Annotated in this window: 14 protein-coding genes and 1 pseudogene; 5 read left to right on the top strand and 10 right to left on the bottom strand. The window is 38.7% G+C overall.

Features of this window, described 5'->3' with window-relative positions; all coding sequences use genetic code 11:
- Positions 1 to 98 precede the first annotated feature (98 nt).
- Positions 99 to 809 (bottom strand): flagellar brake domain-containing protein, encoded by a 711-nt coding sequence (locus tag PX700_RS01265; protein ID WP_479519620.1) that lies wholly within the window; start codon positions 807 to 809, stop codon positions 99 to 101.
- Between the two features lie 313 nt (positions 810 to 1,122).
- Positions 1,123 to 3,144 carry a methionine--tRNA ligase gene (gene metG / locus PX700_RS01260; protein WP_479519619.1) on the bottom strand — a complete coding sequence of 674 codons (2,022 nt, stop codon included), beginning with the start codon at positions 3,142 to 3,144 and terminating at the stop codon, positions 1,123 to 1,125.
- Between the two features lie 187 nt (positions 3,145 to 3,331).
- Here metG and apbC point away from each other — a divergent pair, with 187 nt between their 5' ends.
- Both apbC and dcd read left to right on the top strand, forming a co-directional pair.
- Positions 3,332 to 4,408 carry an iron-sulfur cluster carrier protein ApbC gene (apbC, locus tag PX700_RS01255; RefSeq protein WP_479519618.1) on the top strand — a complete coding sequence of 359 codons (1,077 nt, stop codon included), beginning with the start codon at positions 3,332 to 3,334 and terminating at the stop codon, positions 4,406 to 4,408.
- A 6-nt stretch (positions 4,409 to 4,414) separates the two neighbouring features.
- Complete coding sequence (dcd, locus tag PX700_RS01250; RefSeq protein WP_479519617.1) at positions 4,415 to 4,999, top strand: dCTP deaminase; 585 nt, start codon at positions 4,415 to 4,417, stop codon at positions 4,997 to 4,999.
- 17 nt (positions 5,000 to 5,016) lie between these two features.
- Here dcd and PX700_RS01245 read toward each other — a convergent pair.
- Both PX700_RS01245 and PX700_RS01240 read right to left on the bottom strand, forming a co-directional pair.
- Positions 5,017 to 5,106 (bottom strand): annotated as a pseudogene (locus tag PX700_RS01245) (CLCA_X family protein); the annotation flags it as partial.
- A gap of 139 nt (positions 5,107 to 5,245) precedes the next feature.
- Positions 5,246 to 6,169, bottom strand: coding sequence for a GlxA family transcriptional regulator (locus PX700_RS01240; RefSeq protein ID WP_479519616.1), 924 nt, complete (start codon positions 6,167 to 6,169; stop codon positions 5,246 to 5,248).
- 97 nt (positions 6,170 to 6,266) lie between these two features.
- On the opposite strand from PX700_RS01240, the gene PX700_RS01235 reads away from it, so the two are divergent.
- Complete coding sequence (locus tag PX700_RS01235) at positions 6,267 to 6,830, top strand: cysteine hydrolase family protein (protein WP_479519615.1); 564 nt, start codon at positions 6,267 to 6,269, stop codon at positions 6,828 to 6,830.
- Positions 6,831 to 7,294: 464 nt separating this feature from the next.
- Here PX700_RS01235 and PX700_RS01230 read toward each other — a convergent pair whose 3' ends face one another.
- The 5 genes from PX700_RS01230 to PX700_RS01210 form a co-directional block, all read right to left on the bottom strand.
- Positions 7,295 to 7,705: a hypothetical protein gene (locus PX700_RS01230; RefSeq protein WP_479519614.1), complete on the bottom strand. Its 411-nt coding sequence runs from the start codon at positions 7,703 to 7,705 to the stop codon at positions 7,295 to 7,297.
- On the bottom strand, positions 7,692 to 9,029 hold the full coding sequence (locus PX700_RS01225; RefSeq protein ID WP_415636304.1) for an ATP-binding protein: 1,338 nt from the start codon (positions 9,027 to 9,029) through the stop codon (positions 7,692 to 7,694). Before PX700_RS01225 ends, PX700_RS01230 begins: the two co-directional genes overlap by 14 nt.
- Complete coding sequence (locus PX700_RS01220; protein ID WP_007375447.1) at positions 9,023 to 9,697, bottom strand: response regulator transcription factor; 675 nt, start codon at positions 9,695 to 9,697, stop codon at positions 9,023 to 9,025. The genes PX700_RS01225 and PX700_RS01220 overlap by 7 nt, the downstream gene beginning before the upstream one ends.
- A 3-nt stretch (positions 9,698 to 9,700) precedes the next feature.
- Positions 9,701 to 9,958 carry a PepSY domain-containing protein gene (locus PX700_RS01215; RefSeq protein ID WP_002959808.1) on the bottom strand — a complete coding sequence of 86 codons (258 nt, stop codon included), beginning with the start codon at positions 9,956 to 9,958 and terminating at the stop codon, positions 9,701 to 9,703.
- Positions 9,959 to 10,119: 161 nt separating this feature from the next.
- On the bottom strand, positions 10,120 to 10,422 hold the full coding sequence (locus PX700_RS01210) for a YciI family protein (RefSeq protein WP_479519613.1): 303 nt from the start codon (positions 10,420 to 10,422) through the stop codon (positions 10,120 to 10,122).
- A 189-nt stretch (positions 10,423 to 10,611) separates the two neighbouring features.
- Here PX700_RS01210 and PX700_RS01205 point away from each other — a divergent pair, with 189 nt between their 5' ends.
- Both PX700_RS01205 and PX700_RS01200 read left to right on the top strand, forming a co-directional pair.
- Complete coding sequence (locus tag PX700_RS01205) at positions 10,612 to 12,036, top strand: sodium-dependent transporter (protein WP_479519612.1); 1,425 nt, start codon at positions 10,612 to 10,614, stop codon at positions 12,034 to 12,036.
- A gap of 109 nt (positions 12,037 to 12,145) precedes the next feature.
- Positions 12,146 to 12,598 carry a lysozyme inhibitor LprI family protein gene (locus tag PX700_RS01200; RefSeq protein WP_479519611.1) on the top strand — a complete coding sequence of 151 codons (453 nt, stop codon included), beginning with the start codon at positions 12,146 to 12,148 and terminating at the stop codon, positions 12,596 to 12,598.
- 72 nt (positions 12,599 to 12,670) lie between these two features.
- Here PX700_RS01200 and moeA read toward each other — a convergent pair whose 3' ends face one another.
- Positions 12,671 to 13,888, bottom strand: coding sequence for a molybdopterin molybdotransferase MoeA (gene moeA / locus PX700_RS01195; protein WP_479519610.1), 1,218 nt, complete (start codon positions 13,886 to 13,888; stop codon positions 12,671 to 12,673).
- Between the last annotated feature and the right edge of the window lie 19 nt (positions 13,889 to 13,907).

Raw genomic sequence — 13,907 nt, 5'->3', positions numbered from 1 at the left:
ACCATAGCTCTAAATAATAAAGCACCATAGAGTATGGCATTTATATAATAAGCAAGTTTTGGTTACTCACTTATATAGATGAAGAATATGTATGGTACTTAATCAATATTAATGGAAAAAGCTTCAAGCAATTCTTGTAACTTAGATTGCTCTTGGGAGTCAAACTCAATTCCAACGTGCAAGTCATTTTCCTTCATTTGATTATTTCTAATGTAGGAGCTAATAACAACGGGTTTACTATCTATTGGCGAAGTGATGTGCATAAAAACTTGTCGCCTTTTTAGTGCTAAAAAGCCAGAACTAACATGAATTGTAAACCGACATCCAGTAGGTGAAATATCAATAATTAAGCCGTGTAATAATTCTTTACTTTGTGGTTCATATTCTTTCTGTAAGCTGATTTTTGCTGGTATGTGTGTTTTTAATCGACTGGTTTCTCTTAGCTGTCTGCTTTCAATTTTTTTTGGGTAGTCAAGAAAAATCAACCTTTCTGGGCGTAAGGAAATAGCAAGGATCGTCGTAAAAAACGCAATACATTCTCCTCGCTCGTCCTCAACAACATATCTAACAATAACACCGTTGCCTTCTTTTAGAACATCAGCGTAGCTATGTTTCCCAGCTTGCGATGGGTACTTTAATACCAAATACTTTCCAATATCATAGCCTATAAGAGGCAGCTTAAACCGCATTTGGATCGGGTTATTTAACTGAATGTCGATTAACTTCCCGGGTAAAAGATCTAGAAAAAACTTATTATTTTTATCTGGTAAATTTTCACTTTCTACCACATTGTTTTTTTCTTTTGTCATAGATAATACCTATACATAACTAGTAAATTATTATGTTTTAAAAGCAGTATTAAAGCACTAGCATGAAAGGATGGTATTTCTACTGTGATTTTAACTTTAGAATTAATTGTAGTTATTATATTTAGATTGAATCACCAGGTAATTGAAATAAGCATGCTTTTTATAGTGTTTTTATAAATTAAAATATACTTACTTAGTGCCTGATTCTTATAGATGAAGGGTTATTAATTTTACGATGATTTGAATTTGATATATGCGGCAGTGAAATGTAAGTAATAAGCCGTTGTAACTACAACGGCTTATTACTCTGCTACTACATTACACGCATACCAGGCTCTGAGCCGTCATCTGGGTTAAGAATATAAATTTCTTTTCCGCCAGGACCTGCTGCTAATACCATGCCTTCAGACATACCAAAGCGCATTTTACGAGGTTTAAGGTTAGCAACCATAACGGTTAGCTTGCCTTCAAGATCCTCTGGAGCGTAAGCTGATTTAATACCCGCAAATACTTGGCGAGTTTCGCCGCCTAAATCAAGTGTTAGCTTAAGTAGTTTATCTGCGCCTTCTACGTGTTCTGCTTTAGCAATTTTAGCGACGCGTAAATCTACTTTTGCAAAGTCATCAAACTCTATTTCGTCGCTAATTGGCTCTTTTGCAAGTGGGCTGTTAGAGTCAATAGTTACTGTTGGGGCTAAGCTTTCTTTAGATTCTTCAACCATTTTGTTTACTTTATCCATTTCAACACGTTGCATTAACGGTTTAAATTTATTGATAGGGTGGCTTACTAATGCGCTTTGAACGCCGTCCCATGCAAGGTCGTCATTTAAAAACGCTTGTACGTTGTCGGCCATTTCTGGAAGCACCGGTTTTAAATAAGTAATTAAAACGCGGAATAAGTTAAGACCAAGAGAACACACTTCGTGTGCTTCTTGCTGCTTAGTGTCGTCTTTAATTAACACCCAAGGTGCTGCGCCATCAATAAATTGGTTTGCTTTGTCGGCAAGCGCCATTATTTCGCGAATTGCACGGCTGTAATCGCGGTTCTCAAAGTGTGTTGTAATGATCGGTGCAGCCGCTTGAAATTCAGCTAACAGCTCTGGTTGCATAATTGTGCTGCTTAGCTTGCCATCAAACTTTTTAGTAATAAAGCCAGCACAACGGCTCGCTATGTTTACTACTTTACCTACTAGGTCTGAATTTACGCGCTGTGCAAAGTCTTCTAGGTTTAAATCAAGGTCAACAATACCGCTGCTTAATTTTGCTGCGTAGTAGTAACGTAAGTACTCTGGATTTAAGTTATCTAAATACGTACGCGCTTTAATAAACGTACCCTTCGATTTAGACATTTTTTCGCCATTTACAGTCACAAAACCGTGAGCGAATACGTTAGTTGGCTTTCTAAAATTAGCGCCTTCTAGCATTGCTGGCCAAAATAGGCTGTGGAAGTAAATAATGTCTTTACCAATGAAGTGGTAAAGCTCTGCATCTGACCCTTCAGCCCAAAATGCATCAAAGTCGATGCCTGTCTTGTCACACAGGTTTTTAAAGCTCGCCATGTAACCAATTGGCGCATCTAGCCAAACGTAAAAGTATTTACCCGGTGCGTTTGGAATTTCAAAACCAAAATAAGGTGCATCGCGACTAATATCCCACTGCTGCAGGCCATCGGTAAACCATTCATCTAGTTTGTTAGCCATTTCTTGCTGAATAGTGCCCGAGTGTAGCCATTCTTTTAACATGCCTTCAAATGCTGGCAGGTCAAAAAAGTAATGCTCAGAATCTTTAAGCACAGGCTCAGCGCCCGACATTACAGAACGTGGGTTGATTAAATCTGTAGGGCTGTATGTTGCACCGCACGAATCGCAGCTATCGCCATTTTGGTTTTCAGACTTACATGTTGGGCAAGTGCCCGTTACAAAGCGGTCTGGTAAGAAAATACCTTTTTCAGGATCGAATAATTGCGAAATAGTGTGCTTTTTAATATGACCGGCATCGTTTAGGCGGTTATAAATAAGCTCGCTTAATTCTTTGTTTTCTTGGCTGTGCGTGCTGTGGTAGTTATCAAATTTGATATTAAAGTCAGCAAAGTCGCGTTGGCGTTCTATGCTTACTTGTTTTACCGCTTCTTCAGGCGTGATCCCTTGCTTTTGCGCATTAAGCATAATTGGCGTGCCGTGGGCATCGTCTGCGCAAACATAATAAGCTTCGTGGCCTTGTAGTTTTTGAAAACGTGACCAAATATCAGTTTGAATATATTCCAATAAATGACCTAAGTGAGTAGGGCCATTTGCATAAGGTAATGCGCTGGTAATCAGGATCTTTCGCTGCGTCATAATCATTCCGAATTGAGGACAAAACGCCGTTTTTATTATACAAACGGCAATTATCATTAATTTATCTACAAGCTATTTGCTTTGAGTGCACACAGCTTATGGATTTTTATTAATTGACTGGTGTTAATGCCCTGAATGTTACATAATTCCGTGGCACTTTTCATCAAAGAAACGCTATTTAATTGCTATGTTTGGACTGTCGAAACTATTCTCTTCTAAATCGGTGCAAAAACAACCGATTATTACTGCCTTAGCGGCATATCGTAGTGCGGCTTTTGCCGTCGGTATTGACGAAAGCTTCATTAATACTATTACTCAAAATGACGATAAATCACTACACATTAAATTAATCCTGCCATTTGCTGGGCAATCAGAAATGCCTTTAGTTGAGCAACACGTAAGTGAAAGCTTAAATGTGGCTGTAACAATTAGCGCCAAGGTTATCATTAAAGAGGCAGCTAAGTTTAAAGCGATTAAACATATTGTGCTTATTGCCTCAGGCAAAGGTGGAGTAGGTAAGTCGACAACTGCTGTTAACTTGGCGGGCGCGCTTAAAAATGAGGGCGCAAAGGTCGGTATTTTAGATGCTGATATTTATGGGCCGTCGATTCCAATGCTTTTGGGCTTGGTGGGCGCAGAGCCCGTCACTAAAGACAATAAACAACTACAGCCTTTTGATGCAAACGGTATTAAAGCGCAGTCAATCGGCTTTTTAGTGCCAAGCGATGATGCCACCGTATGGCGTGGGCCAATGGCGTCAGGCGCGCTGAGCCAGTTACTTAATGAGACTGATTGGGGCGAGCTTGACTACTTAATTGTGGATATGCCACCGGGAACTGGCGATATTCAACTTACAATGAGCCAAAAAGTACCAGCGAGCGGCACTGTTATTGTCACTACGCCGCAAGACTTAGCCCTTGCCGATGCGCAAAAAGGCATTGCTATGTTTAATAAAGTAAACGTGCCAGTGCTGGGCTTAATAGAAAACATGAGCCACTACATTTGCAGCCACTGTGGTGAAGCTAACCACGTATTTGGTAAAGACGGCGCACAAAAATTGGCGCACAAGCATGGCGTGCCCGTACTTAGCCATATTCCTCTTGCTATAGATATTCGAGAATACTCTGAGCAGGGCAAACTTATTGCCAATGATAACGACGCCGCAATAAGCAAAACATACAGCGCAGCAGCGAGGCTTATTGCCAGCACGCTCTATTATCAACAGCATCACAATTCGATTGAAATTGTGATTACAGAAGATTAATAAATAATGAGACTTTCAGACACACATATTAATGAATACTTAAGCGATGGCCGCATTGTTATTGAGCCTGCACCTACAAGCGATATGATTTCAGGTGTTACTGCCGATTTACGCTTAGGTAATAAATTTAGAACCTTTAATGCGCACAACGCAGCATACGTTGATTTAAGTGGCCCAAAAGATCAGTTAAATAAAGCCATGGAATCAATCATGAGTGAAGAAATAGTGCTTGATGAAGGTGAAGCATTCTTTTTACACCCAGGCGAGCTTGCACTTGCTATAACACATGAAAAAGTAACTCTGCCAGCAGACATAGTAGGGTGGTTAGATGGGCGCTCATCGCTTGCACGTTTAGGTTTAATGGTGCATGTAACTGCGCACCGAATCGACCCAGGCTGGAGCGGTAATATTGTGTTAGAGTTTTACAACTCAGGTAAATTACCACTGGCGCTTCGCCCACTGATGAAAATTGGGGCTATGAGCTTTGAAATGCTATCGGGCCCGTCTGAAAACCCATACAATATTCGTAAAGATGCTAAATATAAAGATCAAAACAGCGCAGTAGCAAGTCGCATTAGTGACGATAAATAATCACTAAATAAAACACTTTACTCGGCTATTTTATGAAGCGCATAACCCAGTAGTTCAAAGTACTGGTTAAGCGCTTTATTTGCTTTATTAAGCGGATACAACAAGTTTACTAAGTATAAAGGTGAAAGCTTTATACCTTTAATTCAATAATTCAATAATTCAATAATTACAATAATAGCCATTTATTTGAATTAGGAAGTGAGATCACAACGGTAATTCATGGCTCTTCTCTTTGGTATTATCTATTTAAACAAACCTTTCTTTAAACGCTGTAGGGCTTAACCCTATTGTTTTAATAAATACTTTGCGAAAACTGTTTACATCATCATAGCCAATATTTAGAGCCACTCGCTCAAAACTGTGAGTGGTCGATTCTAATAGCTCACATGCCTTTTGCACTCTTATTTTTTGAATATACTGTATTGGCTTTAATGTTGTAGCATGGGTAAATTTTCTAAGAAATGTTCGTTCGCTCATACAGGCCAAAGCAGCTAACATGGAGACATTCAGTTTTTTATTATAATTTGCTTGAATGAAGTGCTGAACTTGTAGTATTTGTTTATTCCCGTGATTAAGTTTTGGCGAAAAACTGCCATAATAGCGTTGTTCTCTTTTACCCGTATCAACGATAAGAAACCTGCCAAGTGTACGCATAACGTGTGGTTTTGTGAATTGAGCAACGATTTCTAACCCTAGATCAATCCATGACATTAGCCCTCCTGCGCTAATAATATCACCGTCATTAATTAGTAAGCTTTCAATCTCAAGAGATACTTTGGGGAATGCCTCATGAAATTCATCAGCTAATTGCCAATGTGTTGTAGCAACTCGATTATTTAATAAACCTGTTTTGGCAAGTATAAATGCACCAGCACAAGTAGAGCATAATATAGTCCCTTTTTGATGAGCTTCCTTGAGATATTGCAACAATTTGGGTTGAGGCATGTAGTAATAATCACCACCTAAGGTTGGTGGAAGAATAATAATATCACTTTGGCTCATCCCATCTAAATCTATATCGGGCTGAATGACCCTAACAGAGAACTGAACTTTAAGCTGGCTTTCTATAACTATCCTGTTTGCTAAAAAAAATAACTCTTTAAAGCCTTGTACTGCACTTTGTAAGGCGTTGGGGTAGTCGATAATTATGATCTGAACATGCTTTGTCATTTTTAAACTGATTTATGGCTATTTCGCCATCGGTGTAATGGATTGATGTTTTGCATAATAGTCTCAACAGATAACCTAAACAACATGAGAGATTATTATGTCTAACATAGCATTACTACTTATTGATTTACAAAAAGATTATTACTCTACATTCGAGGGAGCTAAATGGCCTTTATCTGGAACTGAAAAAGCCTCAGAAAATGCAGCAATATTACTAGCTCAATTTCGTGATAATAATATGCCTGTCGTTCATGTTCGTCATGAGTTTCCTTCTGACGAGGCTCCGTTCTTTGTGCCTAATTCTGATGGTGCGAAAATCCATCCTACGGTTACTCCAATTGAAGGTGAGACGGTTGTGTTAAAACACCAAATAAATAGTTTTCGGGACACTGATTTACAAAGAGTATTAGAAGAGCTCAACGTTGAAACGCTGATTATTGTTGGTGCTATGAGCCATATGTGTATTGATGCTGTTACTCGTGCTGCAGTCGATTTTGGCTACGAATGTCATGTAGCACATGATGCTTGTGCTACATTAGATCTTGAATTTAATGGTGTGACAGTATCTGCACATAATGTTCATCATGCATTTATGGCTGCATTGAGCTTTGGTTATTGTAATGTTCAGAGCACAGATAAATTACTAGATCTAATTCGCTAGGCTCTGTTTATCATTGGAGATTGAATTATACCAATTCCATTAAGTATGTGATCTAAATTTTACGCCAAAAAAATAATTCAGTTCTAGGCGTAAATTGATGTAAATGGTTGTTCCCTTTGCGAAATTTACAACAAAGAAATGGGTTGTTTTAGCAAGTAAAATAGATCAGCTATTTATTGGAATTGGTATTAGCAAGCATATATTTGGCTTTTAGTTCAGGCAAAGCCTGTGTAGTTGCGTCTTAATAGCTGATAACGAAGTATACGACCCAGTATGCGCTGCCCTTGGGTTAATCCTAAGGGTGATTTATTCTTTGTTGATTACATAGATGTTTGTAAGGACGTGAGCACGGTGCAGAAGTTTAGCTCGGTTTTTACTTATCCCTACAAGTTTAGTGCTGCGATTAAGCTCATCTAGATAGAACAATTTTAATTCACAAATATCATAAGCGATAATTAATTTTGTTAAAATGGGTGTTTTAGGGCTTCTGTAAATTGGTTTATAAGCTCAATTTCACAAAGTTTATAGCTAATGGCTGCTGTTGTAGCATTAGGAAGCTTTATTAAATAGCGCCATTGGCAGGCGCTTTCTAGGTATTTTTCGTTATCGCTAATGCTGCGCATAAATAACGGCAGCACTTGCGTATTGCCAGTGCTTTCTTGTAATTTAGTTAGCTCAAATTTACGCTTTTGTATCCAACTATCTTGTACTTGCTTTGCTTTATCAATTTGGGCATCCAGGCATTGAATATACCGCTTAGCTTCATCAGTAGTTGCTTTAGCAGTTAAGGTACATACCACATCTGCAAAGCTGTACTGGCTTGTAGCTAATAGCACAATGGCAGTGAGTTTTAATAACCAGTTACTTTTTGTCATTGTAATTAAACTCTAAAATAAATTGAGCGCCAGCTAAGTTATCAGCATCGGTAATGGTAAGTGTTCCGTGATACGACTTAACTAAGTCAGATACAATAGCCATGCCTACGCCGTGTCCGCTTTCGTATGTATCGAGGCGAGTACCGCGTGTAAGCAATGACTCGCGTTTATCCTCTGGCACTCCAGGGCCATCATCGCTAATGCCAATACACAGAGTTTTACTTTGTATTACTTGTATTTCTACTTGTGAGCGACACGCTTTACATGCGTTATCAATCAAGTTGCCAAGTAATTCCATTAAATCTGTTTGGTCACCTAAAAAGTAATCTTTTTCAGTAACAGCACAGTTAAAAATAATATCTTTATCACGATATACTTTGGCCATAGCGCTTAGTATTGAATCGAGGACAGGCTTAATAGGCGTTTGTTTTTTCCACGTGTCTGATGCACCGGTTGCAGCACGTTTTAATTGGTGCTCGATCATCACATTAATGCGGTCGAGTTGTTCTTGTGCATCGGCATCGTTTGCCAATGGACTTGATTTTAGTACCGCAAGCGGTGTTTTAAGTGCATGGGCAAGGTCGCTTAATGAGGCTCTGTAGCGCTCTTTTTGGCGTTGTTGCGACTCTAACAATAAGTTTAGATCTGCTTTTATTGTTTGCAGCTCAACAGGGTAGAGGCCTTTAATTTCTTGAATATCACCCGATTCAATCGCTTTAATTTCTTTATCGAGTCGTTGTAGTGGGCGAGCGCTCCAAATGAAACCAATTGCCATGAGGCCTGCAATTGCAATCCCCATTATAAACATCCAATCTACAAGAGTTTGCTTAAAGCCATCCATTAAACGAAGTAGCGCGTCGTTACGTTTAACTAATATGAAGCGGGCTTGTTCTGATTGATCTATGTTGTTTAAAATTACGGTAAGGCTAAGTTGCCAGTACGCAGTATTATTATACTCCACACGCCTAAAGTCGGCAGCACCTGCTTTGGTCTCTATTTGCTCTGGTACATAGTTTAAATTTACAGCTGATTCTGAGTGCCAAACAGGGTCATCATCGCGGTAAATCATTGCGTAGGTATCTGAATTTAATCTGTTTAACTCGGGCGCTAAAATAGTGCTGGGCATAATAATACCATGCTCAGTAAAGTCGACTTCAGATATTAGCGAATAGAGCTGTGCTTCGAGGGTTTTTTCTGTCGCATCAACAAGTGAAGCGTAATACGCTTTGCCAATTGAATAAAATAAGATAGGGAGTGCGACTAATAAAACAAAGACAAGGATAAATCCTTGCCTTATTTTTAACGATATTTGCGGTATTACCACTGGCTTTTAAGCCTGTAACCACGCCCACGTAGTGTTTCTACTGGGTTTAGTACGCCTTCTGGATCAAGCTTTTTACGCAAGCGCAGTACAAATACTTCAATTACGTTTGAATCAAGGTCGAAATCTTGGTCGTAAATATGCTCAGTAAGTTCTGATTTAGAAATTACTTTTTGAGGATTTACCATTAAGTATTCAAGTACTTTATATTCGTATGCTGTTAGGCTCAGTTCTTTATCATCAACCCATACTTGCTGTGAACGTGTATGAATTTTAATTGGACCCGCAGTCATTTCTGGATTTGCTTTACCCGCACTGCGACGAATTAATGCATTACAACGTGCAATAAGTTCTTCAACATGAAATGGTTTTGTAAGGTAGTCATCTGCACCTGCATCTAAACCTTCTACTTTATCTTGCCAGCGATCGCGCGCTGTTAAGATTAAAATAGGGATGGTAATGCCTTGTGCTCGTGCTTTATTGATTAGCTCAATACCATCTATTTTAGGTAAACCTAAATCAACTACGGCCATATCGAGCGGGTATTCTGTAATGTGGAAAAGACCTGCTTCACCATCGTGGCATAAATCCACGCTGTAACGTTCTTTTTCTAAAGCATTACGTAGGTTGTCTGCTAAATGTAAATCGTCTTCAATAACTAAAATTCGCATTTGTTAATCCTTTTTCACTTCGCCGGTTTTTTTATTTATATGTAAATCAACGACGTGGCCGTCAGATTTGAGTATTCGTACGGTATAAAAATCTGTTTTTTCGGTGATTTTTAAGGTCTTACCGCCTATTGTTTTCTTTGCAAGTATTACGGCTTTCTTTTTGTCCACCTCAGCATGAGATGCTTGGGTGGCGGTTGCTGCTTGAGCAAAGTTAGCTAAGCTAACACAAGCAATAAAACCGAGGCTTAATAATACGCGCATAATGGAAAACTCCTAGACCAGACTCACTTAGTTTAATTAACTAAGTTACTAAAATTCAAGTAAAAACGTTAAATTCGTTTTTATCTTGATAATTTTAATTAAAATCTTGTGAACAAACCCTGAATTACAGTGCAACGCACGCTCTTAGGGTGTAATACATGTTAAGCAGGAAACACCTTTTTAAAAGGTTTAACAACTGTATTTTCATATACACCAGCGGCAACATATGGATCTGCTGCTGCCCATTCTCGAGCTGCTTCAATTGATTCAAACTCAGCAACAACTAACGAACCGGTAAACCCTGCTTCTTGAGGATCTTCACTATCAACTGCCGGAAACGGACCCGCAGTTAATAAACGGTTTTGTGAATCAAGCTCACTAAGGCGTGCTAAATGTGCCGGGCGTGCTGCTTTTCTAAGCTCTAAGCTGTTTTCAACGTCTGTTGAGTGAATCATGTACAACATAAGGAATCTCATAAAAATTGTTAAATTTGATTAACGCAATACTACCACAGCGTTGAAAATTGGTGAATTAAAAGCGTATTTACACAGGTTTACACTTCGATTTTATTTTTAAGCTGTAATTGCTTGAAAATCTCTGTGTAACACTGGTAGAGTCGCTGAAATATACAAAATAATAAAAAGGTTTTATGCATGAGCGAAAATAGAGAACGATTTAGTTCCCGTCTCGGATTCATAATGGCAGCGGCAGGTTCGGCTGTTGGTATTGGTAATTTAGTTGGTTTTCCGGTTTCTGCTACCAAAAATGGTGGTGGCGCATTTTTATTAATTTACGCTTTATTTGTCGTGTTCATTTGTTTGCCAGTCATGATGGCTGAAATGGCAATGGGTCGTAACGCTCAAAAAGATCCACTTGGCTCGTACAAGCTATTATCTAATAACGATAAAAAATGGAAGTTTGCAGGTTTTTTAGCGGTGCTTACACCGTTTATGATTGCTGTATTTTATATGGTAATTACGGTTTGGATTTTTGGTTACTTAACGCAAACAGGCCTCGGTAATTTGGATTTGCTTGCAGATCCTGGCCACTTTGGTGTTTTTATTAATAGTTACACTGTGTTTGGCTATATGGCCGTTGTGGTTATTATTGTTAACTTAATTTTGTTAGGTGGTGTTAAACAAGGCATAGAAAAAGCCGCTAAATTTTTAATGCCAGCCTTACTTTTCATGCTACTTGCCTTAGTTACTTATGTATTAACGCTTGATAACGCAATGGCCGGTGTTAAATATTACATTATTCCTGATTTTTCTAAGATGAGTGCAAGTGTACTTAATGGCGCATTAAGCCAAGCGTTTTTCTCGCTATCGCTGGGTATGGGTATATTAATGACTTACGCGTCGTACATTTCTAAAAAGGATGACATTGTAAGTAGCGCTAAAATGGTCGCTATTACAGACTCACTCGTTGCGTTTGTAGCGGGCCTAATGGTGCTGCCAGCGATATTTAGCTTTGATCCAAACACAGATCCATCAGCACTTTCTGACTCGTCTGTATCAATGATTTTTGTATACCTACCTAAAATATTATTAGCACTGCAAAATGATATTGGTTATGTAGGTGCGTCTATTGTTGCGTTCTCATTCTTTTTATTAGTATTTTTTGCAGCGATTACTTCACTTGTTTCAATAGTAGAAGTCCCGACAGCAACACTAAGTGACCGTAAAGGTATTAGCCGTAAAAAAGCATTGGGCATCCTTACACTTTCAACCGGTGTACTTACTATTTTATGTACAATGTCGTTTGGTATGATTGAGAGCCTTACATCTTTCACTAGTTATGGCGGTGTTAGTAAGAGCTTTTTTGATATTATTGTTGATGTATTTTACGACACAATTTTACCGCTTAATGGCTTGATGGTGTGTCTGTTTGTTATGTACCGCTGGAAAAAAGCACGCTTAACACAAGAGCTAAGCTTAGGTTCGCCTAATTATGCTGGAAGCTTGATGGAAAAATACGTTAACTTTTCACTTTCAACGTTTATTCCAGTTATTTTAGCTGTGATATTTATAAATACCGTAGCGACTAAGTTTTTTGATTTAAAAATATTTGGTTTTTAAATAGATCTCTTTAAAAGCTTATTGAATAATATAATGCCGCTAAGTTTAGCGGCATTTTTTATAGGCGTTTTTTTACAGGTATCTGGTCTAATTATTAAAAGGATTTAAAATGAATAAAATTATTATTGGGTTTGCTTTTGCTATTTCATCATTTGGCGCACTTGCACAAAGCGCTGATGATTGGCCTGAAGGCGGTGCAATGCACACCGGCAATGCTTATAATTTAGAGGGTAATCGATACAAAACTAAAATCAGTAAAATGATGGATGAAATCTACCCACAACTAACTGATGATTACCAAGTAGATGCAGTTAAAGCGCAAGTAGCAGCGTGGGAGCACTATATAGATGCTACATGTAACGTTGTTGGCATAGCAACGGGGGCCGGTGGCTCTTGGCCTTCAACGCATAGTGTTAAATGCGAAAAAAGCCTAAGTTATGATAGATACTTTGCGACTAAAAATGCGCTGAAGTGTGTTAATAGATTGAGTAAAGAAGAATTTGTAGGACGTAGCGAAAAGTTAAACTGTTTAATTCAGACTCTAAATATAAAAATATTTTAAGCGTTACAGCAGTGCTACAGCTAAATTATAAAGTTAGTTGTAGCATGTTATGCTTTATAACACCTCAATACTTTATAAAAATTCAATACTGACTGTTGCGCCTTTTTCGATATTGCCACTTTGTGCTGGCACTACAATTAAGCAATTCGCTTTACTAAGCGACGAAAGCACTCCAGAGCCTTGTTTATTAAACGGGGCAACTACTAAGTCACCTTGCTCGTTTGTTGTTGCTGTACCGCGCTGAAAGTCAGCTCTTCCTGGGCGTTTTTTAATAACGGATGTAGTAACAGCATTAAAACGCATTTTAGGGTTTACTTCACCAAGACCCGACAGCTTTTGCAGTGCAGGCTCTACTAACTGATTAAACGTCACAGCAGCCGATACAGGATTACCTGGCAAGCCAAAAAAGTAACTATTACTTAGTTTACCAAAGGCAAAAGGTTTGCCTGGTTTCATGGCTATTTTCCAAAAGTGAATATCGCCAATCTCGTTGAGCACTTCTTTAGTAAAGTCGGCTTCGCCAACCGATACACCGCCTGAGCTTATTACAGCATCGGCAAGTTCGTTCGCTTTTAAAAATGCATTGGTAATGAGTTCTTTGTCATCTGGGATAATCCCTAAATCAATCACGTCTATATTTTTTTGTTGCAGGGCGCTAACAATAACAGCGCGGTTGCTTTCAAAAATAGCGCCTTGCTTAAGAGGCTGACCAGGTTCAATTAGCTCATCGCCTGTAGAAAGTACGGCTATTGTTAAGGTCCTGAACACCTCTATATTTGCTATACCCAAAGATGCAAGTAGGCCTACATCAACGGGTTTCAATTTATCGCCTACGTTTAAAATAACATCGTTGATAGCAATGTCCTCGCCAGCAAAGCGTATGTTTTCGTTTAACTTTGGCTGCGCTGTAAATGTTATTTCATTGCCATCAACCGAGGCATTTTCTTGCATAACAACACCGTTAGCGCCTTTAGGTATTGCAGCCCCCGTCATTATTCTTACGCATTGCCCTGGAGTAAGTGTTCCTTCAAAAACATCTCCTGCATATACACTCCCAATTTGTGTGTAAGTTAAGTTTTTATCCGAAGCACATACAGCATAGCCATCCATCGAAGAGTTATTATGAGCAGGCACGTTTATAGTTGATTGAACATCACTTGCTAAAACGCGATCAACGCTTTGCATTATTTTGATGGTTTCAACGCGTTTAACAGGCGTTATTACGCTAAGTATATTTTGTATTGCAGTTTCTATTGGTAACAAACCGGGTGCATTGCAAACATCGTTCATATATATTGCTCTTACTTAA

Source organism: Pseudoalteromonas sp. TP27 (assembly GCF_056470645.1).
Note: the sequence above shows the minus strand (reverse complement) of the source record. Positions and strands in the feature narration are given on the sequence as shown.

Excerpts from the sequence above, each read along its gene's own strand:
- PX700_RS01265 (WP_479519620.1), bottom strand. The coding sequence starts at position 809 with ATGACAAAAGAAAAAAACAATGTGGTAGAAAGTGAAAATTTACCAGAT.
- metG (WP_479519619.1), bottom strand. The coding sequence starts at position 3,144 with ATGACGCAGCGAAAGATCCTGATTACCAGCGCATTACCTTATGCAAAT.
- apbC (WP_479519618.1), top strand. The coding sequence starts at position 3,332 with ATGTTTGGACTGTCGAAACTATTCTCTTCTAAATCGGTGCAAAAACAA.
- dcd (WP_479519617.1), top strand. The coding sequence starts at position 4,415 with ATGAGACTTTCAGACACACATATTAATGAATACTTAAGCGATGGCCGC.
- PX700_RS01240 (WP_479519616.1), bottom strand. The coding sequence starts at position 6,169 with ATGACAAAGCATGTTCAGATCATAATTATCGACTACCCCAACGCCTTA.
- PX700_RS01235 (WP_479519615.1), top strand. The coding sequence starts at position 6,267 with ATGTCTAACATAGCATTACTACTTATTGATTTACAAAAAGATTATTAC.
- PX700_RS01230 (WP_479519614.1), bottom strand. The coding sequence starts at position 7,705 with ATGACAAAAAGTAACTGGTTATTAAAACTCACTGCCATTGTGCTATTA.
- PX700_RS01220 (WP_007375447.1), bottom strand. The coding sequence starts at position 9,697 with ATGCGAATTTTAGTTATTGAAGACGATTTACATTTAGCAGACAACCTA.
- PX700_RS01215 (WP_002959808.1), bottom strand. The coding sequence starts at position 9,958 with ATGCGCGTATTATTAAGCCTCGGTTTTATTGCTTGTGTTAGCTTAGCT.
- PX700_RS01210 (WP_479519613.1), bottom strand. The coding sequence starts at position 10,422 with ATGTTGTACATGATTCACTCAACAGACGTTGAAAACAGCTTAGAGCTT.
- PX700_RS01205 (WP_479519612.1), top strand. The coding sequence starts at position 10,612 with ATGAGCGAAAATAGAGAACGATTTAGTTCCCGTCTCGGATTCATAATG.
- PX700_RS01200 (WP_479519611.1), top strand. The coding sequence starts at position 12,146 with ATGAATAAAATTATTATTGGGTTTGCTTTTGCTATTTCATCATTTGGC.
- moeA (WP_479519610.1), bottom strand. The coding sequence starts at position 13,888 with ATGAACGATGTTTGCAATGCACCCGGTTTGTTACCAATAGAAACTGCA.